Annotated in this window: 18 protein-coding genes, 1 pseudogene and 1 riboswitch; of the genes and pseudogenes, 12 read left to right on the plus strand and 7 right to left on the minus strand. The window is 58.8% G+C overall.

The genetic code is table 11. The features are described from left to right. Nucleotides 1–433 precede the first annotated feature (433 nt). Nucleotides 434–1,000 (plus strand): acetate uptake transporter, encoded by a 567-nt coding sequence (gene satP / locus EPE01S_RS20000; protein WP_062748685.1) that lies wholly within the window; start codon nucleotides 434–436, stop codon nucleotides 998–1,000. A 37-nt stretch (nucleotides 1,001–1,037) separates the two neighbouring features. Here satP and EPE01S_RS20005 read toward each other — a convergent pair whose 3' ends face one another. After that, nucleotides 1,038–1,496, minus strand: a complete 459-nt coding sequence (locus EPE01S_RS20005) for a GNAT family N-acetyltransferase (RefSeq protein ID WP_062748687.1) — start codon at nucleotides 1,494–1,496, stop codon at nucleotides 1,038–1,040. 210 nt (nucleotides 1,497–1,706) lie between these two features. Further along, nucleotides 1,707–2,642: an MBL fold metallo-hydrolase gene (locus EPE01S_RS20010; RefSeq protein ID WP_373279692.1), complete on the minus strand. Its 936-nt coding sequence runs from the start codon at nucleotides 2,640–2,642 to the stop codon at nucleotides 1,707–1,709. Between the two features lie 96 nt (nucleotides 2,643–2,738). On the opposite strand from EPE01S_RS20010, the gene EPE01S_RS20015 reads away from it, so the two are divergent. Continuing rightward, nucleotides 2,739–3,677 carry a LysR family transcriptional regulator gene (locus EPE01S_RS20015; protein ID WP_062748692.1) on the plus strand — a complete coding sequence of 313 codons (939 nt, stop codon included), beginning with the start codon at nucleotides 2,739–2,741 and terminating at the stop codon, nucleotides 3,675–3,677. 42 nt (nucleotides 3,678–3,719) lie between these two features. On the opposite strand, the gene EPE01S_RS20020 is transcribed toward EPE01S_RS20015, so the two are convergent. After that, nucleotides 3,720–5,105 carry an aminotransferase-like domain-containing protein gene (locus EPE01S_RS20020; protein ID WP_062748694.1) on the minus strand — a complete coding sequence of 462 codons (1,386 nt, stop codon included), beginning with the start codon at nucleotides 5,103–5,105 and terminating at the stop codon, nucleotides 3,720–3,722. A 149-nt stretch (nucleotides 5,106–5,254) separates the two neighbouring features. On the opposite strand from EPE01S_RS20020, the gene EPE01S_RS20025 reads away from it, so the two are divergent. After that, entirely contained in the window at nucleotides 5,255–6,115 is an 861-nt protein-coding gene (locus EPE01S_RS20025) for a DMT family transporter (protein ID WP_072277494.1), read from the plus strand. A gap of 82 nt (nucleotides 6,116–6,197) precedes the next feature. Here the strand turns inward: EPE01S_RS20025 and EPE01S_RS20030 are convergent, their stop codons facing one another. Further along, complete coding sequence (locus EPE01S_RS20030) at nucleotides 6,198–8,237, minus strand: choline transporter (protein WP_062748696.1); 2,040 nt, start codon at nucleotides 8,235–8,237, stop codon at nucleotides 6,198–6,200. Between the two features lie 329 nt (nucleotides 8,238–8,566). After that, a riboswitch (TPP riboswitch) is annotated at nucleotides 8,567–8,688 on the plus strand. 154 nt (nucleotides 8,689–8,842) lie between these two features. On the opposite strand from EPE01S_RS20030, the gene EPE01S_RS20035 reads away from it, so the two are divergent. The 6 genes from EPE01S_RS20035 to EPE01S_RS20060 all read left to right on the plus strand — a co-directional run bounded on the left by EPE01S_RS20035 (nucleotide 8,843) and on the right by EPE01S_RS20060 (nucleotide 13,586). Continuing rightward, nucleotides 8,843–9,775, plus strand: a complete 933-nt coding sequence (locus EPE01S_RS20035; RefSeq protein ID WP_062748698.1) for an FAD-dependent oxidoreductase — start codon at nucleotides 8,843–8,845, stop codon at nucleotides 9,773–9,775. Beyond that, complete coding sequence (gene thiS, locus EPE01S_RS20040; RefSeq protein ID WP_062748700.1) at nucleotides 9,772–9,969, plus strand: sulfur carrier protein ThiS; 198 nt, start codon at nucleotides 9,772–9,774, stop codon at nucleotides 9,967–9,969. Before EPE01S_RS20035 ends, thiS begins: the two co-directional genes overlap by 4 nt. Before the next feature lie 3 nt (nucleotides 9,970–9,972). Further along, nucleotides 9,973–10,743 carry a thiazole synthase gene (locus EPE01S_RS20045; RefSeq protein WP_062748702.1) on the plus strand — a complete coding sequence of 257 codons (771 nt, stop codon included), beginning with the start codon at nucleotides 9,973–9,975 and terminating at the stop codon, nucleotides 10,741–10,743. 3 nt (nucleotides 10,744–10,746) lie between these two features. After that, entirely contained in the window at nucleotides 10,747–11,712 is a 966-nt protein-coding gene (locus tag EPE01S_RS20050) for a HesA/MoeB/ThiF family protein (RefSeq protein WP_062748704.1), read from the plus strand. 268 nt (nucleotides 11,713–11,980) lie between these two features. Next, nucleotides 11,981–13,201 carry a zinc metallochaperone GTPase ZigA gene (gene zigA / locus EPE01S_RS20055; protein ID WP_062748706.1) on the plus strand — a complete coding sequence of 407 codons (1,221 nt, stop codon included), beginning with the start codon at nucleotides 11,981–11,983 and terminating at the stop codon, nucleotides 13,199–13,201. Nucleotides 13,202–13,301: 100 nt separating this feature from the next. Beyond that, a complete protein-coding gene (locus EPE01S_RS20060) occupies nucleotides 13,302–13,586 on the plus strand; it encodes a VF530 family protein (protein ID WP_062748708.1) in 285 nt (94 codons plus the stop codon). Nucleotides 13,587–13,651: 65 nt separating this feature from the next. Here the strand turns inward: EPE01S_RS20060 and EPE01S_RS20065 are convergent, their stop codons facing one another. Beyond that, nucleotides 13,652–14,569 (minus strand): LysR family transcriptional regulator, encoded by a 918-nt coding sequence (locus EPE01S_RS20065; protein WP_062748710.1) that lies wholly within the window; start codon nucleotides 14,567–14,569, stop codon nucleotides 13,652–13,654. A 123-nt stretch (nucleotides 14,570–14,692) separates the two neighbouring features. Here EPE01S_RS20065 and EPE01S_RS20070 point away from each other — a divergent pair, with 123 nt between their 5' ends. The 3 genes and pseudogenes from EPE01S_RS20070 to EPE01S_RS20085 all read left to right on the plus strand — a co-directional run bounded on the left by EPE01S_RS20070 (nucleotide 14,693) and on the right by EPE01S_RS20085 (nucleotide 19,684). Next, on the plus strand, nucleotides 14,693–15,556 hold the full coding sequence (locus EPE01S_RS20070) for an SDR family NAD(P)-dependent oxidoreductase (RefSeq protein ID WP_062748712.1): 864 nt from the start codon (nucleotides 14,693–14,695) through the stop codon (nucleotides 15,554–15,556). Next, a pseudogene (locus EPE01S_RS23055) lies at nucleotides 15,553–16,421 on the plus strand (SMP-30/gluconolactonase/LRE family protein). The gene EPE01S_RS20070 and the pseudogene EPE01S_RS23055 overlap by 4 nt, the downstream one beginning before the upstream one ends. A gap of 158 nt (nucleotides 16,422–16,579) precedes the next feature. Next, entirely contained in the window at nucleotides 16,580–19,684 is a 3,105-nt protein-coding gene (locus tag EPE01S_RS20085; protein ID WP_062748718.1) for an efflux RND transporter permease subunit, read from the plus strand. Between the two features lie 30 nt (nucleotides 19,685–19,714). Here EPE01S_RS20085 and EPE01S_RS20090 read toward each other — a convergent pair whose 3' ends face one another. Together EPE01S_RS20090 and EPE01S_RS20095 are read right to left on the minus strand one after the other, a co-directional pair. After that, nucleotides 19,715–20,356, minus strand: coding sequence for a DUF1109 domain-containing protein (locus tag EPE01S_RS20090; protein ID WP_062748720.1), 642 nt, complete (start codon nucleotides 20,354–20,356; stop codon nucleotides 19,715–19,717). Continuing rightward, nucleotides 20,343–20,897: a sigma-70 family RNA polymerase sigma factor gene (locus tag EPE01S_RS20095; RefSeq protein WP_062748722.1), complete on the minus strand. Its 555-nt coding sequence runs from the start codon at nucleotides 20,895–20,897 to the stop codon at nucleotides 20,343–20,345. Before EPE01S_RS20095 ends, EPE01S_RS20090 begins: the two co-directional genes overlap by 14 nt. Nucleotides 20,898–20,934 lie beyond the last annotated feature (37 nt).

Raw genomic sequence — 20,934 nt, forward strand, 5'->3', positions numbered from 1 at the left:
CTAAGCGATTCTCTTGCCTTGCACATGAACGCGCAAGGTGGCTATACGCAGATTGACGATGTGATTTCCAAATTCGCACAGAGTTATCATCAGGCGAATGTTAGCCTGCTGATGGCCTCCGTCGAATGATAAAGAGGGGTGCTGGAGGTTATTGATTCTGTCTGCTGCCTGAATTCTTTTTTAATGAGCTCCGGCTTACAGATTCTGTGGTGTGGAAGCGATCACTGATGCTACAGATATCAGTGTTTAGTCTATTTAATGTATGTTGTAACTATAAACAAAAATTCTGACATCCTCATGTCGCTATTGCACAGAATATTCATTTTCTCCCTGCTGAGATCAAAGAGCATAACGGTCACACTGATTATTATCTCGCGCCCCGCCCTGAGGGCGGCATACACATTTTCTGCGCATCATCATTTTCTGGGGACTTATGAGTAACACGACATTAGCGAATCCGGCACCATTGGGACTGATGGGTTTTGGTATGACAACGGTTCTGCTGAACCTGCACAATATCGGCTTTTTCCCGATGGACGGTATTATCCTCGCCACTGGCATTTTTTACGGCGGGATCGTACAAGTCTTTGCTGGCCTGCTGGAATATAAAAAAGGCAATACCTTCGGTATGACTGCCTTTACCTCTTACGGCTGCTTCTGGCTGACCCTGGTCGCCATTATTCTGATGCCTGAACTGGGCCTGTCAGAGCCCGCCCACCCGCACTTCCTCGGGGCGTTTCTCGGCCTGTGGGGCGTTTTCACTCTGTTTATGTTTTTCGCCACACTGACAGGCAATCGTGTATTGCAATTCGTCTTTCTCAGCCTGACGGTGCTGTTTGTCATGCTGGCCATTGGCCATCTGATTGATAACGCTGCAATCATCCGGTTTGCAGGCGGGACAGGACTGGTCTGTGGTGCCAGCGCGATTTACCTGGCGATGGCCGAAGTGCTTAACGAACAGTTTGGCCGCCCCATCTTACCCCTGGGCGAAAAACAGTAATCCTCCGCCTGCCTGTGTCCCGGGCAGGCGGAAACGGTCATAACCGTTTAGACATATTGTAACCCGTTAACACAAACCCAAGGCTTTCATACAGCTTTTTCGCACGGCTGTTGTTGGCTGCTACACGCAGACCGGTTTCCGTGATGCCTTCCAGGGCCAGCTGCTGGTTAATCACGTCCAGCGCCTGTTTTCCATACCCTTTCCCGCGCCATTCGGGAAGCAGATAGATATCATAAATCCAGGCGATATTTTCGCTGACGCTGATCCAAAGGTAACCCACCGGCGGCTCGGCGCCCTCCGTTGCCGTGATACACAACAAACGCTGGGGAGGGCTGTTAACGCCCTGGGTCAGGGCCTGGTCAATCAGGGTTGTTGCGCGGCTAAGGGCATCTTCCAGGGAGCAACGCCGCGACTCTGCGAGGTCTCTGCCATACTCTGCAATCACGATCTGACGGTAAGCCGGAAACTCGTCCGCCTGCATGGGTCTTAATATCATCGATTTTTCCCTGAAATGGTCCGATAAACCCTGCGTCAGCCAGTCTGCACTAGGATATGATTAAGGATGATAACGTGATTTCAGGCGAATTCAACGCAGCAACACTGAACGCGCAGGCGCTGATGCAGCGATTGGCAGAAGAGATAAGAGAGCCGGGCGCAGGTAGTGCCGACATCCAGTCAGGGGCACAGACGTGCCCCTGACTGGGGATTAATGGCTGAGCTGCGTTGTATAATTTGCTGCCACCCAGCGATAGCCGCTGCCGTCGCGTTTAACGTGTCCCAGCCCCGGGAAGGCAATGTGTGCAGCAGCTACCCAGTTCCCCTCCTGCGCCATCTGCGCCAGCACCGCCTCACGGGTCTGCACGGCTTTTTTCTGGTCAACATCGAAGTGGATCGCCACGTGCGGATCGGGCATCTGCACTGATTTTGCATGAATAATGTCGCCCCACAGCACCAGCGTCTGTCCTTCACTCTCCACGCGGTACAGCACGCTACCCGGCGTATGGCCGGGTGCCGGGATGGCCCGTATATCGGCAAATACCGTCGCGGGGGCACTGAACGTGCTCAGACGTCCGGCATCAATGACCGGGCGCAACGTACGTTCAGACTCGGCAAAGGTGTGGGCCTGGCTGGCTGCCACCTTCTTAACGTTGTCGGGCGTCAGCCAGAAATCTGCGTCTTTCTTCTCAACGTAAATCCGGGCATTGGGGAAGGCCAGTTTGCCGCTGCGCGAGACACCGCCGGAGTGGTCGGCATGAATATGTGTCAGCAGCACCGCATTGAGGCTTTCTGCCGGATAGCCTGCCGCCGCCAGAATCTCCAGCAGATGACCGCCATTGTGGCCAAACAGGTCGCCCGCCCCGGCATCCACCAGCACCCGCTGCTGGCCGTTATCAATCACGTATGCATTGATTGAGGTCTCTGCCTGCGGCGTCATGGCATCACTGGCCATACGGTCACGCAGCTGTTGCGGGCTGATGTGAGTCAGTAACTTATCCAGCGGGATGGTGACCGTGCCGTCAGAAACAGCGGTGATGCGCAACTTACCCAGCGTCATGCGGTAAAAGCCCGGCGCCTGGGTATCCGGCGGAACATATTCGGGTCCGGCCAGCGCCGAAGCGGAGAGAGCCATACCGACCATCATTACCATCGTCTTCATTTTAACCTCGTTAATTCATGTCGTTTTTGCGTGAATGCCAGTATCCTGTCCGCAAAGACATCATTCAAATCGATTAAAATAATGCACACTATCAGAGAAAATGATTTTAGCCGTATCGACCTGAATCTGCTGACGGTGCTGCTGGTTTTGCATCGCGAGGGCAGCGTTTCACGTGCGGCTGAACGCCTGCACCTCGGTCAGCCCGCCGTCAGCGGGGCGCTGGCGCGCCTGCGTACGATGTTTAACGACCCGCTGTTTGTCCGCACGGCAAAAGGGATGTCACCGACGCCGCGCGCCGAGGCACTGGTGGCCTCGTTATTTCCGGTGATGGAAGAGATGCAGCAGGTACTTTTTCAGCCATCGTCCTTTTCACCTGAAACCGATACGCACCGGTTCCGCCTTGGGATGAGCGACTGGGTGGAAGGCTGGCTGATGCCCGGCCTGCTGTCGACGCTGAACCGCCAGGCACCGGGAGTGACCGTGCATACTACTGGCAGCGATCCCTTTCACGATGAGGAGATGGTGCAGCAGGATCGTGTTGACGTGGCGATTTCGGTCGGGCAGGGCGTTCCTGCAGGAACGGTGCGTGAACCGGTTACGCGTATGGGATTCTGCACGCTGTGGCACCCGCTCCAGTTAGCACTCACTTCGCCCCTGAGCCTTGATGACTATATATCCCATAATCATCTACTGGTTTCCTATCGCGGTGCCAGTCAGAGCCAGATAGACGAGCAACTGGCGCGGCAGAATCTGTCCCGCCGGGTGCGCTATGTGACCCCCCATTTTTCCTCACTGCCGCTGATGTTGAAGCAGATCCCGGCCCTGACCACCGTCCCGCAGGGGCTGGCAGCGGGCTGGATGGAACACTTCGGCCTGCAGAGCAGTGCCGTTCCGGTCAGCGTGCCGTCCTTTACCCTCTCCCTGCTGTGGAATAAGCGCCGCAGCCACGACCCGGCCCTGCTATGGCTGCTGGAAAAACTGCGGGAAAAGATGTGCACTGACCGATTGATTCACGCCTGACAGTAAGACGGTAAGTCTGAACGCGAGCGGCCGTCATACCCGTTACCGGTGCTGCTCCGCTATCGCGCGCTTCAGTACGCCGTAAATCCGTGCATCGCTGAGATGCGCCACGTTAAAACGTAAAAATGCACCGGCGGTCTGCGAGACGCTGAAGACATTTCCCGGCGCCAGAATGACTCCCTCTTCGCGGCAGCGCCGGGTCAGTAGCGTGGAATCGACGCCGTCCGGCAGGCGGCACCAGAGATAAAACCCGCCTCGCGGTACCTGCCACGGCACGATACCCAGCGTTGCCAGGCGTTCCACCGCCTCTTTCCGGGCGCGATCCAGCCGCGTTGTCACCTCCTGCAAATGCTTACGATAGCTTCCCCCCGACAGCACCCCGGCAATCAGTTCGCTGGCAAGCGGGCCTGGCCCGCCAAAGTTGGTGGCGATCTGCAGGTTAACCAGCTCATCGATCCACCCGGCCCGGCAGGCAATATAGCCACAGCGCACCGAGGCGGAGAGGGTTTTCGAAAAGCTCCCGGTGCGGATAACGCGATCCAGCCCGTCGGGGATCGCCAGGCGCGGCGAAGGGTCCGGTTCGAAGTCGGCAAAGATATCGTCTTCAATGATCAGCGTATCGTGCAGCGCGGCGGCACTTAACACGCGATAGGCAGTCTGCGCAGAGAGGCAGGCACCCGTCGGATTATGCAACGCGGAGTTAGTGATATACAGACGCGGGCGCTCCGCAGCAAGGACCTGTTCAAAAACCGCGATATCGGGGCCGGTTGGCGTGTAGGGTACGCCAGTGATCTTCACCTGGTGGGCACGCAACAGCGCCTTAAAGTTGAAGTAGCAGGGGTCATCCACCACCACGCTGTCGCCCGGGCGCAGCAGATAGCGACAGAGTAAATCCAGAGCCTGGCTCCCCGACCCGGTCAGCATCAGCTGTTCCATCGAAGCAGACAGCCCTTCCCGGGCAAAACGCGCCAGTATAAGACGCCGCAGTTTGGGCGACCCGTGGGAACTGCCGTAGTCGGTCAGCAGGGGACTGTCGAGCCGGGCAAGCTGCCGCAGCCCTTTGCGCAGTGCCTCATGGGGCATCCAGTCGTCGGGCAGCCAGCCGCAGCCCGGCGTCAGTTCACCCACTGCCGCATCCAGCGACTGGCGGGAGACCCAGAAAGGATCCACATCCCGTGGCTGCCCGATGCGCGTATCAACCAGACTGCGCGCAACCAGCGGGGTGCCAGACACGTAAAAACCGGAACCGCGCCGTGCCCGGATCACCCCTTCTGCTGCCAGCCTCTCATAGGCTTCGACGACCGTAGAAGGTGACACACTCCTGGCGGCAGCAAAGCGGCGCACCGACATCAGCCGGTCACCGGCTGCCAGCGTACCGGTCAGAATACTGCGGCGGATTTCGTCAATCAGTGTTTCGGTAAGCGTCATCGGTATCCCAGCCTGTCAGTGATCAACTGTATGGGAAAGACGCCCCATACAGAACAACTTGATTGTAGGGGTAGTGTATCTTCGAATCCGCCGTTCTGACCTCTACTATCCGTGGGATATACCTGTTTTTATACTTACACGGAGGACTTATGCAGCGCACAACATCAGGGTGGTGGAGTGGACTTTTTGGCGTGATGATTTTTAGCGGCTCCCTGCCGGCTACCCGGGTAGCCATCGGCGGATTTTCACCGCTGTTTCTGACCTCTGCCCGCGCGGTGATTGCCGCACTGGTCGCCGGGGGACTGCTGCTGGCGCTGAGGCAGCGACGTCCCGTGCGCAGCGACAGGGTATCGCTACTGATGGTGGCTGCGGGCGTTGTGGTCGGCTTTCCCTTACTGACGGCCCTGGCCCTGCGTGAGATGACCGCCGCCTGTTCTCTGGTCTTTATCGGCCTGCTGCCGCTTTCCACCGCCATTTTCGCTGTGCTGCGCGGGGGAGAACGGCCAGCGCGGGCCTTCTGGTTTTTCTCCCTGCTGGGCGCCGGGATCGTGACAGGTTTTGCTCTCTCAGCCGGCGGAGGGGGATCGCTGACCGGAAACCTGATGATGGTGGCGGCCATTCTGCTGTGCGGACTGGGCTATGCGGAAGGGGCAGAACTGTCGCGCCGGCTGGGCGGCTGGCAGGTGATCAGCTGGTCGCTGCTGCTGTCGCTACCGGTCATGGTGGTGACGGGCCTGATGACTCTACCGCACAGCTGGCAGGGGATCAGCGCGCCCGCCTGGTTCAGCCTTGGCTATGTCTCACTGTTCAGTATGCTGATTGGTTTTATTTTCTGGTATCGCGGGCTGGCGCTGGGCGGCATCGCCGGGGTCGGACAGCTCCAGCTGCTACAGCCGTTTTTTGGTCTGTTGCTCTGCGCGCTGTTCCTTCACGAGCCGGTTGCCCTGAGTATGGTGGTCAGCGCGGCGGCAATTATTCTCTGTGTTGCCGGCGCGAAGCGTTTCGCCTGAGCACCCTTCCACAATAATAAGGAGAACGTCACGGTTTTCTGAGCAAAAAAAAACCAGACCGGAGTCTGGTTTTTTTAAGGGTTTATGCTTCGGGGAAGGGCATCGAATTACCCGGTGCTTCCCGGTGAATATGCAGGAAGGTCAGGTGACGCTCATACTGGTCGAGAATGTCATTGATGATCTGCTCTTTGGTGTAGTCCATCAAATCGTTCCCCTGCGTACCCTCCAGCAGGAAGGTTTCCAGACGGAAGTAATCCGATTTGCCACTGCGCGCCCGGTAGGTGAAGGCCGGTACCGAGTAACGCTGAGGCCATATCTGATAGAGGAAGCTCTGCTCATCCGCCATATCAACCAGCAGTTCCAGATGGTTCAGACGCTCATCCTCCACCGCCGGCAGCTCATTCACCTGCACTTTGGCACCACGACGTTCCAGCTCAAGCCCGACTTCTTCCATTGCCGGACGACAGACGTTATCCAGCATTTTGCGGGTGTGGGTCGTTCCCGGATAGTTCATCACGCGTGAAATGCGCTGTTTCCAGTTCAGGCGATCGTCACGCGATACCGCTACCGGTGGCGTGTTCACCGTGGCACTGGCCCGACGATGATCTTCCACCCGCAGCGATTTATACAGACCGGCCATCACAAAGAAGATCACAAAGCTGAACGGCAGTCCCATGATCACCGTGGTCTTCTGCAGCGCCGTCACGCCGTTAACCATCAGCATTCCCAGCGTCAGGACGCCAATGGTGACTGACCAGAAGATACGCAGCCAGTTTGGCGCATCATTGTTGATGTCCGCCAGACGCGAGGTAAAGTTGCCCAGCACCAGGGAACCAGAGTCTGCGGAAGTGACATAGAACAGCAGGCCGGTGATGGTGGCCACTGAGGCGCTGAAAGTAAAGCCAGGATACTGTGCCAGCAGACTGTAGAAGCCGCGCTCCGGGTGCGCCATGGTTTCTTCAGCGAAGGCCATATTGCCGTGAATAATCTCGTATAGGGCGCTGTTACCAAAGATCGACAGCCACAGCAGGGTAAAGATAAATGGAATGGTCAGCGTCCCTACCACAAACTGGCGGATAGTACGGCCGCGGGAAATACGCGCCAGGAACAGGCCAACAAACGGTGACCAGGCGACCCACCAGGCCCAGAAGAACAGCGTCCAGTTGTTCATCCATTCAGTTGGACGATCGAAAGCGAAACTGTTCAGCGTCATGCCCATAAAGCGGTTGATGTAATCCCCGACGTTGAGCACCAGCGCGTTCAGCAGGAAGCTGGTATCACCGACGAACAGCACAAACAGGATCAGACCAAAGGCCAGCAGCACGTTGAGCTCTGACAGGAAGCGAATGCCCTTATTCACGCCAGAGGTGACCGAGATAGTGGCCATGATGACCGACAGCACGATCAGCCCGGCCTGCGCCGTCAGCCCTTCCGGTACATCAAACAGCACCTTCAGGCCATAGTTCAGCTGCACAACGCCGATGCCCAATGTGGTGGCAATACCAAAAATCGTCCCGAGTACGGCGGCGATGTCCACGGTATGACCGATTGGCCCGTTGATACGTTTACCGAAAATAGGGTACAGGGCCGAACGAATGGTCAGAGGCAGGCCGTAGCGGTAGCTGAAGTAACCCAGGGCGATGCCCATCAGGGCATACATGGACCAGCCGGTCAGACCGTAGTGGAACAGCGTCCAGACCATCGCCTGACGCGCGGCTTCCATCGTCTGTCCCTGGCCCTCTGGCGGCATCATATACTGTGTGACCGGCTCGGCGACCGAGAAGAACATCAGATCGATACCGATACCGGCAGCAAACAGCATGGCTGCCCAGCTCATCAGGCTGAACTCGGGCTTGGACTGCTCAGGGCCGAGCTTAATGGAACCAAAGCGGGAACAGGCCATAAAGATAACGAACACGATGTACAGCGTGGCGGCCAGCAGGTAATACCAGCCGAAGGTGTTGGATACCCAGTCGAGGGTACGATTGATCCAGCGATCGGAAAAATCAGTGAACAGAATAGTCGTCATGGAGAACAGCAGAATCAGTACTGCTGAGGTGTAGAAAACCACGGGGTTGATACGATCTTTTTGAGGCTTTCCTGGTATTTCAGTCGTCGGCATAATGTCTCCGCAAAAAATGATCAGGGAAAGAACCTGAAGTCCGCTCTGCGAAGCGCGCATTAGCGCATACTGGGTAAAATCCGCCGTATATCCGCTAATTACACTGGGAGAACCATCAGGATGAATATTAGTGTAATTTATTGATTAATCGTTATAACTCTTGACTCAAATCGCCTCCGGAAAGTAAATTTTGTGTAAACAGAAGCACGAATGATAGTTTTTATTGATTGAGCATTCAATTAAAAAAAATTTCAGCGTCTCAAAATGCCGTCTTTTTCCCCATTAAAACCGCATATCGCTTGACGATTCCCACCCGGTAAAATACAACTGGTTCCTGTCAGGGGAGTCTCGCCAGAGAGACTGAGAGGCTAATGAGCGATTTATCGCGGCGTAGCGACCCTTAGAACCTGACCCAGTTGATACTGGCGTAGGAAGACGCGTACCCTGATGACGGGCCAGCCGGCCACCCAGCGTACCCGCGCGCAGGCCTGTGTTTATTCCGCCTCCGCCTTTTTCCTTATCCTTATCACGGGTCTCATCAAGTTTTGAGAGGCTAACGTGACGCTATTGGTAACACCCCTTCTCCCTGTCAGGATCCTTACCTCATGAGCCGCTGGTCTGTGATCGGTGACGGCGTGGCCGGGCTGTGCATCGCCACGATGCTGGCAGAGCACGGCCAGGCCGTGGAGGTGATCACTTCACCGCAGCATGATGCGGCATCCCACTGGGCAGGCGGAATGCTGGCCCCCTGGTGCGAAGGCGAAAGCGCCCCGGCGGAGGTTGTTGAGCTGGGCCAGCGGTCTGCCCCGTGGTGGGCTGCGCGTGTCAAAGGCGTGGAGCATCAGGGCACCCTGGTGGTCGCTCCCCCGCGCGACGCGCCTGAACTCACCCGTTTTTCGCGCATGACGCACGCCCATCAGTGGGTGGAACCGGTCACGCTGGAACCCGCCCTGGAAGGGCGCTTTGCCCGCGGGCTGTTCTTTGCCGGCGAGGCCCATCTCGACCCGCGCAGCGCGCTGCAGCAGCTGCGGGCCAGCCTGCTTCAACACGGCGTTGACTTCCATCAGGACAAGCCCGGCGGCACGGTTATTGACTGCCGGGGGATCCACGCTGCCCACGAACAACCGGGACTGCGCGCCGTTCGCGGTGAAATGCTGATCCTGCACAGCGATGAGGTGCACTTCTCCCGGCCCGTCCGCTTGCTCCATCCCCGCTTTCCCTGTTACCTCGTTCCGCGCACGGGGGGGCGCTTTATGCTGGGGGCGACCATGGTGGAAAGCCATGATGACAGCCCCATTAGCGCCCGCGCCATGATGGAGCTGTTAAGTGCCGCTTACGCCATCCACCCGGCACTGGCCGAAGCCAGAGTGCTGGAAAGCGGCACCGGGCTGCGACCGGCTTACGCTGATAATGTCCCTGCCATTCATCGCCATAACGGCGTCTGGTCCGTTAACGGCATGTACCGGCACGGCTTTCTTCTCGCGCCAGTGATGGCGGAAAACCTGATGCAGCAACTGATACAGGAAAACCTGATATGAAAATTCAGCTTAACGGCCAGCCGGTCGATACTGCCGCCCGCACCCTGGCGGAGTTGCTGCGCGAACAACAGATTGACGCAGGCTGTGTCGCCAGCGCGTTAAATGGACAGTTCGTGCCCCGCGCCCGCTATGAAACGCAGCCGATCACACCAGGCTGTGAACTCGAAGTCCTGTCACCCATGCAGGGAGGATAAACGATGTTTTACGGTTTTGTACCCCAGTCACGTTTTCTGCTCGGTACCGCCGGGTACCCCTCTCCGGCGATCCTGCAGCAGGCGCTTGCGGCCTCCGGCAGTGAAATTATCACCGTCAGTCTGCGCCGTGAAGGCAGCCACGGTACCGCCTTTCGTGAGCTGCTGACCGGGCTGAATAAGCGGGTTCTGCCGAACACGGCGGGCTGTCACAGCGTGAAGGAGGCCGTCACCACGGCCCATATGGCGCGTGAGCTGTTTGATACGCGGTGGATCAAGCTGGAGGTGATCGGTCATGCCGATACGCTGCAACCCGACCCGTTCGCTCTGGTGGAGGCAGCGCGTATCCTTTGCGCTGACGGATTTCAGGTGTTTCCCTACACCACAGAAGACCTGATTCTGGGTGAAAAACTGATCGAAGCAGGCTGTGAACTGCTGATGCCGTGGGGCGCGCCAATCGGGTCCGGTCAGGGGCTGCGTAACAGAGAAGGGCTGCGCTCAATGCGCGCCTGGTTTAAAGATATTCCGCTGATTATCGACGCCGGGATTGGTGCACCCAGTCAGGCGGCTGAGGCTATGGAGATGGGTTTCGACGGTATTTTGCTGAATACCGCTGTTGCCAAAGCGCAGGATCCGGTTCGAATGGCAGGGGCCTTTGCTGCTGCCATACAGGCCGGACGGGATGCCCGGCAGGCCGGTCTGGTCGAACGTCGCGATATGGCCAGCGCCTCGACGCCGATTTTTGGTATGGCGCAGTTTCACTCAAGGGAGCCGTAGCCGATGAGTCGCTATCAACGACAGTCAATGTTACCGGAAATCGGCGATGCGGGGCAGCAGGCCCTGCACCATGCGCGGGTACTGGTAGTGGGCGCGGGCGGACTGGGTGCCACGCTGCTGCCGCTGCTGGCCGGGGCCGGTGTCGGTTACCTGCGGATTTATGACGGCGATCGGGTGGAGGAACACAATCTTCATCGCCAGACGCTCTTCGGGATGGGGGACATTGGCAATCTGAAAGCAGTCTGCGCGCAGCAGGCCCTTTACAGGCGTAACCCCGAGTGTGTCGTGGATGCACGGCCACTGGCGCTGAGTGCAAGCCGGGTCGCCGAGGCGCTGGAGGGCATTGATCTGGCTATTGATGCCGCCGATAACTTCGCCGTCACTTATCTGCTCTCCGACACCTGCCTGCCGCGTCGCATTCCGCTGGTCAGCGCCTCTGTGCTGGGACGGCAGGGCTACGTGGGGGGCTTCTGCGGCGGAGCACCCGGCTACCGTGCACTTTTCCCGCAGTTGCCAGGCAGCGCAGCGAACTGCAATACCGCCGGGGTCATGGGGCCGGCGGTGGCGGCGGTGGGCGCGCTTCAGGCTCAGATGGCACTCAGTATCCTGCTCGGATTTGCACCCTCACCGCTTGGCTGCCTGATTAACTGTGATTTCAGTTCGTGGCACTTCCGGCAGTTTCGCTTTGACGGCGCAGATGAGCCAGACAGACCCGGCGTCCCCTTTATTGACAGGCCGTTGCTGACCAGCAGCGATTGTATTGTAGAACTGCGCAGCGAAGAGGAAGCCCCTCGCAGTATCAGCGATCGCGCTGTGCGCATTCTGCCAGAGCAGATCGACCGCTGGCAACCACCAGCCGACCGCCGGATTGTGTTGGTATGTGCCACCGGTATTCGTGCGGCTAAAGCAGCGATGGCGTTGGAACAGCGGGGCTTCACACAGCTGGCGATTATTGCTGCAAATCGTTAGGAAAAAAGGGCGATTAACTGTAGTTTTCATACAAAAATCGCCACCCGACCTGAGTGGAAAAGGTGCTGGATTGAATGCGATCAACGCCAGCGCGCCGGAGGTGAGTGAGCACAGCCTGACCCTTATACCGCGTCAAGCCTGATATTGCGGCCCGGATAAAGTAAGGGATGACAACAAATATTGTTATGTTATAACATAACAATATTGATTTTCAGGTAGCCTGCTGGGGGGCCTGAAACGCGTTGTCAACGTCTGAGAGGATACCTGTATGTCAGAAAACACCAAGATAGCCATAAACGACAGCCGCCTGCCCGTTACGGTGCTGTCGGGTTTCCTGGGAGCCGGTAAAACCACGCTGCTCAATCACATACTGAACAACCGCGAAGGCCGCCGGGTGGCGGTGATCGTTAATGACATGTCAGAAGTGAACATAGACGCGTCACTGGTCCGTGACGGTGGGGCTGCACTGTCGCGTACCGACGAAAAACTGGTCGAAATGAGCAACGGCTGCATCTGCTGTACGCTGCGGGAGGATCTGCTGTTGGAGGTCAATCGTCTGGCACGTGAAGGCCGCTTCGACCAGCTGGTGATCGAATCAACCGGGATTTCCGAGCCGTTGCCGGTGGCGGAAACCTTTACCTTCGAGGACGATAGCGGAGAAAGCCTTTCAGCCGTGGCGCGGCTGGACACCATGGTCACGGTCGTTGACGGCTATAATTTCCTGCGGGATTACACCTCCCGCGACAGTATCCGCTCGCGCGGCGAGTCACTGGGAGAGAAGGATGAACGTTCAGTGGTCGATCTGCTTATCGAACAGATCGAGTTCTGCGATGTGCTGGTACTGAACAAAACCGATTTAATTGGCCATGAAGACCGTGCGCGACTGATCGCCATCCTCCATGGCCTGAACCCCCGCGCACGTATTGAAACCACCCGCTTTGGCCAGGTCCCGCTGAACAACGTGCTGAATACGGGCCTGTTTGACTTTGCTGAAGCGGCCCAGGCGCCTGGCTGGATGCAGGAGTTGCGCGGCAGCCACGTAGCGGAAACCGAAGAGTATGGTATCAGCCACTTTGTCTGGCGGGCACGCCGCCCGTTTCATCCTGAACGTTTCTGGGCGTTATTCTCCGGATCGCTGCCCGGAGTGGTGCGCTCAAAAGGTTATTTCTGGCTGGCTTCCAGGCCAGGCTACGCAGGCAACTGGTCACAGGCCGGGGGCGTGGCACGTCAGGAGCTGGCGGGAGCCTGGTGGGCCAGCGTACCGCGTGAACGCTGGCCACAGGATGACGAATCTCTGCTGGAAATCATGCGGAACTGGCAGGATGGCATCGGAGATGCACGTCAGGAGCTGGTATTTATAGGCATGGAGATGGATGAAAACACGCTGCGCCAGCGCCTCAACCACGCGCTGCTCACCGACAGTGAAATGGCAGAAGGTCTGCAACGGTGGGCCAGTTTTAATGATCCGGTGCCGGGCTGGTTTGACTGATCGGATCAGGACAGGGAGGACGGCATACCGGGTTTATTTGCATCTGTCCTCTCTGCTCAGTATCGTGTGCGCAATTTCCCAAGACTCGCCGGACTTAACCATGACTACTCACGCTGCGAAAGATCCTCTGCATGGCCTGACCCTCGAAGCACTGTTAATCAAACTGGAGGCGCGGTATGGCTGGGAGGAACTGGCGAAGCGCGTCAATATTAACTGTTTCAAGAGCGACCCCAGCATTAAATCGAGCCTGAAATTTCTGCGCCGCACCCCGTGGGCACGCAAAGAGGTTGAAGATCTCTATATCGCCTCACTGGAGGACGAAGTCAGGGGCCAGGCAGCGCCGCTGGCCGATGACCCCTGGGCCAGCTGGCAGGGGAAAAAGTAACGCACTGGCTCTGCGCGTAGTTGGCGCGTGGCGTATTCAGGCATACCCGCTCTCTTATCGCTGTTCTATTCTGGCTGGCGGTGGGCAGGAAAATCACCCTTCCTCCCCATAAACGCCGCGGCAGCGGGTGAAAGCTGGCGATGCGCCAGCACCAGATCAAAGCGGGCATCCACATCCGGGAGAGGGTAGTAACGGATCCTGTCTGCCAGAAAATGGCTCATGCTCTGTGGAGCAAGGGTCACACCCGCACCGACCGCCACCAGGGAAAGCACGGCGTGCATGCCGAAGGCCTCCTGTGCCACGTCAGGAACAAATCCCGCCTTCGCGCACAGGCGGATCACCTGCAGATGAAACCCCCGGCCCTCCAGGCGCGGCCATAAAATAAAAGGCTCGTCGGCCAGCGCGGCAAGCGTCAGTTCTGACCGCCTGCCGAGAGGGTGATCCTGTGGTACAGCGATGCACAGGGCATCGCTGTCGAAGGGCGTCAGGCTGATGTCATCGGCGCTGGCCACCGGGGGGATCACGACCCCCACATCCAGCTCCTCTTCACGTAAAGCGATAATTTGTGCCGCCGTTGTGGCTTCGCGCAGTTCCAGACGCACCTGCGGGTGTGTCAGGCGGAACTGGCGAATCACGTCCGGTAAACAACCGTAAAGCGCACTGCCCACATAACCCAGTCGCACAATGCCGGTTCGCCCGGCCGCCACATCACGGGTCAGGATGACGGCCTGCTCTCTTTGCTGCAGCTGGAGATAAGCCTGAGCCAGAAAGGTTTTCCCGGCGGGCGTTAAGCCCAGCACACGGTTACCACGTTCAATCAGGATCACATCAAGATCGTGCTCCAGTTTCTGTATGGCACTGGTCAGCGGAGGCTGTGACATATTCAGCCGCTTTGCCGCCCGGTGAAAATGCAACTCCTCTGCCACCGCGACAAACTGCTCCATCGCACGTAGCGTGATCGCTGAAGTATTACCCGTCCCCATCTCATCCCCCTCACGCCAATACGATATAAAAAATCTATCACAAATGCCGGTAAAGAGTATTTTTAATATCGCAGCAGCCCTCCCATACTTCCCCTCAGAGGTTTAACGTTGAGGAGAGAGAGAATGAATTTTAACAGCAGTACGGTGCTGATCACGGGAGGAGGGCGCGGACTGGGCCTGGCCTATGCCCGCCTTCTGGGCCAACTGGGCGCAACGGTACTGATTCAGGATAATGGTGCCGCCAGCGATGGGGAGAGCGTCGATCCGCAGGTTGTGGAAGACGCCGCCGCCACGCTCCGGTCGGAAGGGTTAACGGTGCGGGCGATAGCGGGCGATATCAGCACCCGGGAGGGCTGTTATGCTCTCTTCAACCGCGCGGAAGCCCTGGCGGGACAGGTTAACACGCTGATTCACAGTGCGGGCTGGGTGGCGTATCAGCCGGTGGAAGCTATCGGGGATGCAGCCTTCGACAGGATGATGACCATTGCTGCAAAGGCACCGCTCTGGCTGGCACAGGCTGCCTGGCCCGGGATGAAAGCCGCAGGCTATGGGCGGATCGTCGTGACCACTTCCTGCCGGGCGCTTTATCCGCAGTATGTGCAGCACGGACTGACCGCTTACGCGGCGTCACGCATGGCGGTCGTTGGCATTATGCACGTGCTGGCCGCCGAGGGCGCAGAATCGGGGATCGTGGTCAATGCCGTGTCTCCCGTGGCGAAAACGCGGATGTGGGGAGTGGACGGCGAACCGGATAATCTGCGGCCCGCAGACGTCGCGCCCGGCGTGGCATTTCTGGCTTCCCCAGCCTGTCGCGAGGGTGGCTGGATACTGCGGGCGGCTAACGGCCAGTTTCATGCCACACGCGCAGCAGAAGCCAGTGGCGTACATTATCCCTACGATCTGCGCGCAGTGCATGCCGCCACGCCAGACGATGTTGCCGCAAACTGGGCGCAGATTGCCGTGCATCATCCAGAGCCGCGCGGATGAATGCGGTATCTGTCGCCGTGGCAGGCGAGTCGCTTCTCGGGGAGTCCCCGATCTGGCACCGTGCCGATCGGCAGGTCATCTGGGTCGATACCCAGGGCGGCGTTCTCCATCGCTTTGATCCGCTGACCGGTCACCACCGGACGCTGACCCTACCCGCTCCGCTGGCGTTTGTCAGAGAAGCGCCGGACGGCGGGCTGGTCATCGGTACAGGCTGCCACATTGAGCGGATTGACCGCGCAGGCCGCAGACAGCGTATCGCCACCGCCCCCCACGCGCAGCCAGGTTACCGCTTCAACGATGCCTGTTTTGATGCCTGCGGTCGTCTCTGGGTCGGTCTGATCAAGCGGGTTCAGGCTATCTGTATTGCCTGTCACCGGACGGGCGCTGGCAAACGATCGAGGATGGTTTTACCCTGATCAACGGCCTCGCCTGGCGGGATGACCAGCGGATGTTGTATATCACGGACTCCCTCGCCAGCACGATTTATGCCTGTCCCCGCGATCCCCTGACCGGGCGGATGGGTATCTGCAAGCCGCTGGTTACCTTCGCGCGTCAGTATGGCAAACCGGACGGGCTGGTGGTCGATCGCGAGGGTTATCTGATTAGCGTGCTTTTTGACGGGGCGGCTGTTGCCCGTATCTCGCCCGATGGTGAAACCGTTCGCTGGCTGCCCCTTCCTGTGCCGCGCCCGACCAGCTGCACCTTTGATGGCAGCGGAACAACCTTATACATGACCTCCGCCCGGCTGGGCCTGTCTGCCCGTCAGCTCGCTCTCGCGCCCTGGTCAGGATCGTTGCTCAAAGTCGAATACGCCGTCGGGGATTTTCTGGAAAACATCGGTGATGTTATTACCCAAAACCGTTAATTTAACTTATTATATCGCCTTACTTTTTCGCCTTTATTTTCTGTCAGACTTCACCCCCTGACAGTTTTACTCTGGTCAGAACATTCGTTTTTCATCTGAACATGCCGCCCGACGGTAACGGCGACATATCAGGCTGGAAAACAACGAGGCATACGCTGATGTTTTCTCGCTTTTTTATCTATCGCCCGGTTTTTGCGTGGGTCATTTCCATTCTTATCATGCTGCTCGGTGCGCTGGCCATCTCGCAGCTCCCCGTGGAACAGTATCCCGACGTTGCTCCGCCGTCGGTCAGCATCAGCGCCACCTACACCGGTGCCTCTGCCGAAACACTGGAAAACAGCGTTACCCAGATCCTCGAACAACAGCTGACCGGGCTGGATAATCTGCTTTACTTCACCTCCAGCAGCAGCTCACAGGGCAACGTCAGCGTTGATGTCACCTTCAGCCAGGGCACCGACCCGGACACGGCGCAGGTACAGGTGCAGAATAAGGTGCAGCAGGCGCTGTCGCGGCTGCCAACAGAGGTTCAGCAGCTGGGCGTCACCGTCACCAAGTCCCAGTCTAACTTCCTGCTGGTGATGGGCCTGTATGATACAACCGATAAAAGCAGCAGTTCAGATATCGGCGACTGGCTGGTCAGCAATATGCAGGAACCTCTGGCGCGCGCAGAGGGCGTCGGCGATATTCAGGTCTTTGGCGGTCAGTATGCAATGCGCATCTGGCTGGACCCGGCCAAACTTTACTCTTATGCCTTACAGCCCTCAGATGTGGCCGCTGCCATCCGGGCGCAGAACGTCCAGATTTCCGCCGGCAAGATCGGCGGACTGCCGTCACCTGACAATCAGCAACTGACGGCCACCGTGCGCGCGCAGTCGCGCCTGCAGACCCCGGAGCAGTTTCGCAATATCATCGTTAAAAGCGACCGTAGCGGGGCCATCGTGCGCGTCGGCGACGTTGCCCGGGTCGAACTCGGCAGCGAATCTTATGATATGAGCACCCGCCTGAACGGTCATCCTGCGGCCGGGGTGGGGGTGATGCTGGCACCGGGCGCAAACGCGCTGGACACGGCGAAGCGGGTAAAGGCCACCATCGCAGAGTATCGTCACTCCATGCCGGACGGGTATGAAGTCTCGTATGCCCTGGACAGCACCGACTTTATCAAAATCTCCATTGAGGACGTGGTGATCACCCTGATTGAAGCAATCGCGCTGGTCGTGGTGGTGATGTACCTCTTTTTACAGAATATCCGCGCCACGCTGATCCCCGCACTGGCGGTCCCCGTCGTGCTGCTGGGCACCTTCGGCGTACTGGCCGTTATGGGCTACACCATCAATACACTGACGCTGTTTGCCATGGTGCTGGCCATTGGTCTGCTGGTGGATGATGCGATAGTGGTGGTGGAAAACGTCGAGCGCATCATGCACGACGAGGGACTCCCTGCCCGGGAAGCCACTGAAAAATCGATGAAGGAAATTTCAGGTGCCCTCGTGGCTATTGCCCTCGTGCTGTCAGCGGTATTCCTGCCGATGGCCTTTTTCGCCGGCTCAACCGGCGTCATTTACCGTCAGTTTTCCGTCACCATCATTGCCGCCATGACCTTTTCCGTGGTGGTGGCCCTGACCCTGACGCCAGCCTTGTGCGGCATGCTTCTGCGGCCCGTCACACCTCATCGCCGTGGCTTCTTCGGGGGCTTTAACCGGCTGTATGCCGCGACCGAACGAAAATACCGCCACAAGGTGCTGGGCACGCTGCGTCGCCCGGTGATGATGGTGGTGCTGTACGGTGCCATGGGGCTGATACTCTTTGTGGTGTTCACCCGTCTGCCGGGCAGTTTCCTGCCTAATGAGGATCAGGGGAGCGTCATGCTGCAGGCAACGCTGCCAGCCGGAGCCACCAGCAGCCGCACGGAGGCGGTTAACCAGCAAATTGTCGACTGGTTCCTGAAGGAGGAGAAAGACAATGTTGAGGTGGTCTTTACCATCAATGGCTTTAACTTCAGCGGGGCTGCACAGAACGCGGGTATGGCCTTTATCAAGCTGAAAAACTGGGATCAGCGTCCGGGGGCGGAGAACTCCGCTGAAGCCATCGCCGCACGCGCGACGGCCGCACTGTCAGGCATCCGTGATGCCCAGATCTTCGCCCTCACACCCCCCTCGGTGCCGGGCCTCGGGCAAAACAGCGGGTTCACCTATGAGCTGCTGGCCAGCGGGGGAACGCCGCGCAGCCAGCTGGAAACCCTGCGTGATACGCTGCTGGAAAAAGCCAGCCATCGCCCGGAGATGGCGGCGGTGCGCAGTAACGTTCTGCCACAGATGCCTCAGCTGCAGGTGGATATAGATATCAATAAGGCCGTGGTGCTGGGCCTGGCACCCGCCGATATTACCGACACGCTGACCGGGGCCTGGGGGGGGGCCTACATCAATGACTTTATCGATCGCGATCGCGTGAAGCGCGTCTATATGCAGGGCGACGCACCCTTCCGCTCCGCACCGGGCGACCTGGATAAATGGTTTATCCGCAATGCCGACAGCGGCATGACGCCGTTTTCCGCGTTTGCCACCACCCGCTGGACGGTCGGACCGGAAAGCCTAAACCGCTACAACGGTTCTGCCGCCTTTGAGATTCAGGGACAGAACGCAGAGGGGTACAGCTCGGGCGAGGCGATGGCTGCGCTGGAGGCGCTGCAGGAACAGCTACCGCCCGGCACGACGGGTGCATGGAGCGGTCTTTCCCTGCAGGAAAAACAGGCCGGAGGGCAGTCCACTGCCCTGTATGCGATTTCGATTCTGATTGTTTTCCTGTGCCTGGCCGCCCTGTATGAAAGCTGGGCAGTACCGTTCTCCGTCCTGCTGACGGTTCCGCTGGGCGTGCTCGGCACCGTACTGGCCGTCTCGCTGCGGGGGCTGAATAACGATATTTACTTCCAGGTCGCTCTGCTGACCACCGTCGGGCTGACCTCGAAAAACGCTATTCTGATTATCGAATTTGCCGAAGAAGCGGTCAGGCAGGGACGATCACTCAGCGCCGCTGCGCTGCAGGCCGCGCGGTCACGCCTGCGGCCGATTATGATGACCTCACTGGCCTTTATGGCCGGCGTGGTGCCACTGGCGGTGGCTACCGGAGCGGGGGCCAACAGCCGCATTGCCATCGGTACGGGGATTATCGGCGGAACGCTGGCCGGCACCGTGCTGGCGCTGTTCTTTGTTCCGCTGTTCTTTGTGCTGGTGAAGCGTTATCTCACCGCGCATCGCCGATCCAGCTGATGCAGCGTCGCGGAAGACAGGCCGCTATGGCTAACGGCTTAACAGGATCCAGCGCCGTCCGGCCAGTACGGTCAGCACCACAATGGTGACGCCCGCCGCCAGGTGCAGGGTGAAGTCCAGCCGGTGCAGATGAACCTCATGACACAGCGAGAGGAGCATTGATGACATAAAAGCAATGCCCGCCCCGGCCAGCGCCAGGCTCTGCCCGGGGCGCAGCGAGCGGGTGCGGGACAGGCAGGCAATAGAGATGGCGATCATCGGCAGGCTGGCGCTGAGCATAAACAGATAACAGTGTATGCCTTCCCCCCAGTGCCCGGCGCCCGCCGGTGGCGAGGCCGGTGCACTGTTCAGCAGGTTAATGACCAGCCAGACAGCAGCCAGCAGCGCACACCACTTCAGTCCGGACGCCTGACGACCGGCGATGCTGACGGTAAAGGCCGCGGCCATCGCGCCCGTGCCCGTGGCCAGCGACAGCAGCAGGGTGATCAGCGCCAGCCAGGATCCCGGCTGAGACCAGTCGGTAAACCGGCTGTGCAATGCCCAGCTGGTCAGCATGCCGCAGGGCAGCACGGCGGCCGCCCATACGACCACGCGCCAGGCCGTCGGCCAGGTGCGCGTGACCGGCCTGACAGTCTGACTGAGTTCGTCGATCAGTTGGTCATGATTTCTCATCATTCCCCCGTCCATATTTACGCAGATTGAGCATGGCGCGATGTAACAGTGACTTCACCGCAGAGACCGACAGATGGCTGGCCGCCGCCGTCTGCGCCAGACTTTGTTCACGCAGATGCACCGACTCCACCATCTCGCGCTGGCGCAACGGCAGCGCGCCCAGATAGCCGGTAAGCTCGTCATAAACGACACTTTCGTCCCCGCCGTCGGCCGCCTGGCGCAACAGGGCGTCATCATCCTGAACCTCCGGACGGCGGCCGCGCTGCCGCAGCGCATCAATCGCCCGCGCCGAGGTGATTGCAGCCACCCAGGGCAGAATGGGGCGCTGCGGATCGTAGGTATGACGTACGCGATGGATCGCCAGCAGGGCCTCCTGTACCACATCTTCCAGCAGGGCGTCATCGCTGATTTTTTTGCGTGCAAAGGCCCGGATGGCAGGCACCATCGCTTTCAGCAGCTGGTTATAGGCTGCCTTGTCACCCGCCTGCGCCTGCGCCATCAGACGCGGCCATTCCCGTGCGCGGGTATCAGTGCCTGCCATACATGCTCCTGGCAGTCACGACAGTCAGAGGGCAGTC

Source organism: Erwinia persicina NBRC 102418, from assembly GCF_001571305.1.
Classification (GTDB): Bacteria; Pseudomonadota; Gammaproteobacteria; order Enterobacterales; family Enterobacteriaceae; genus Erwinia; species Erwinia persicina.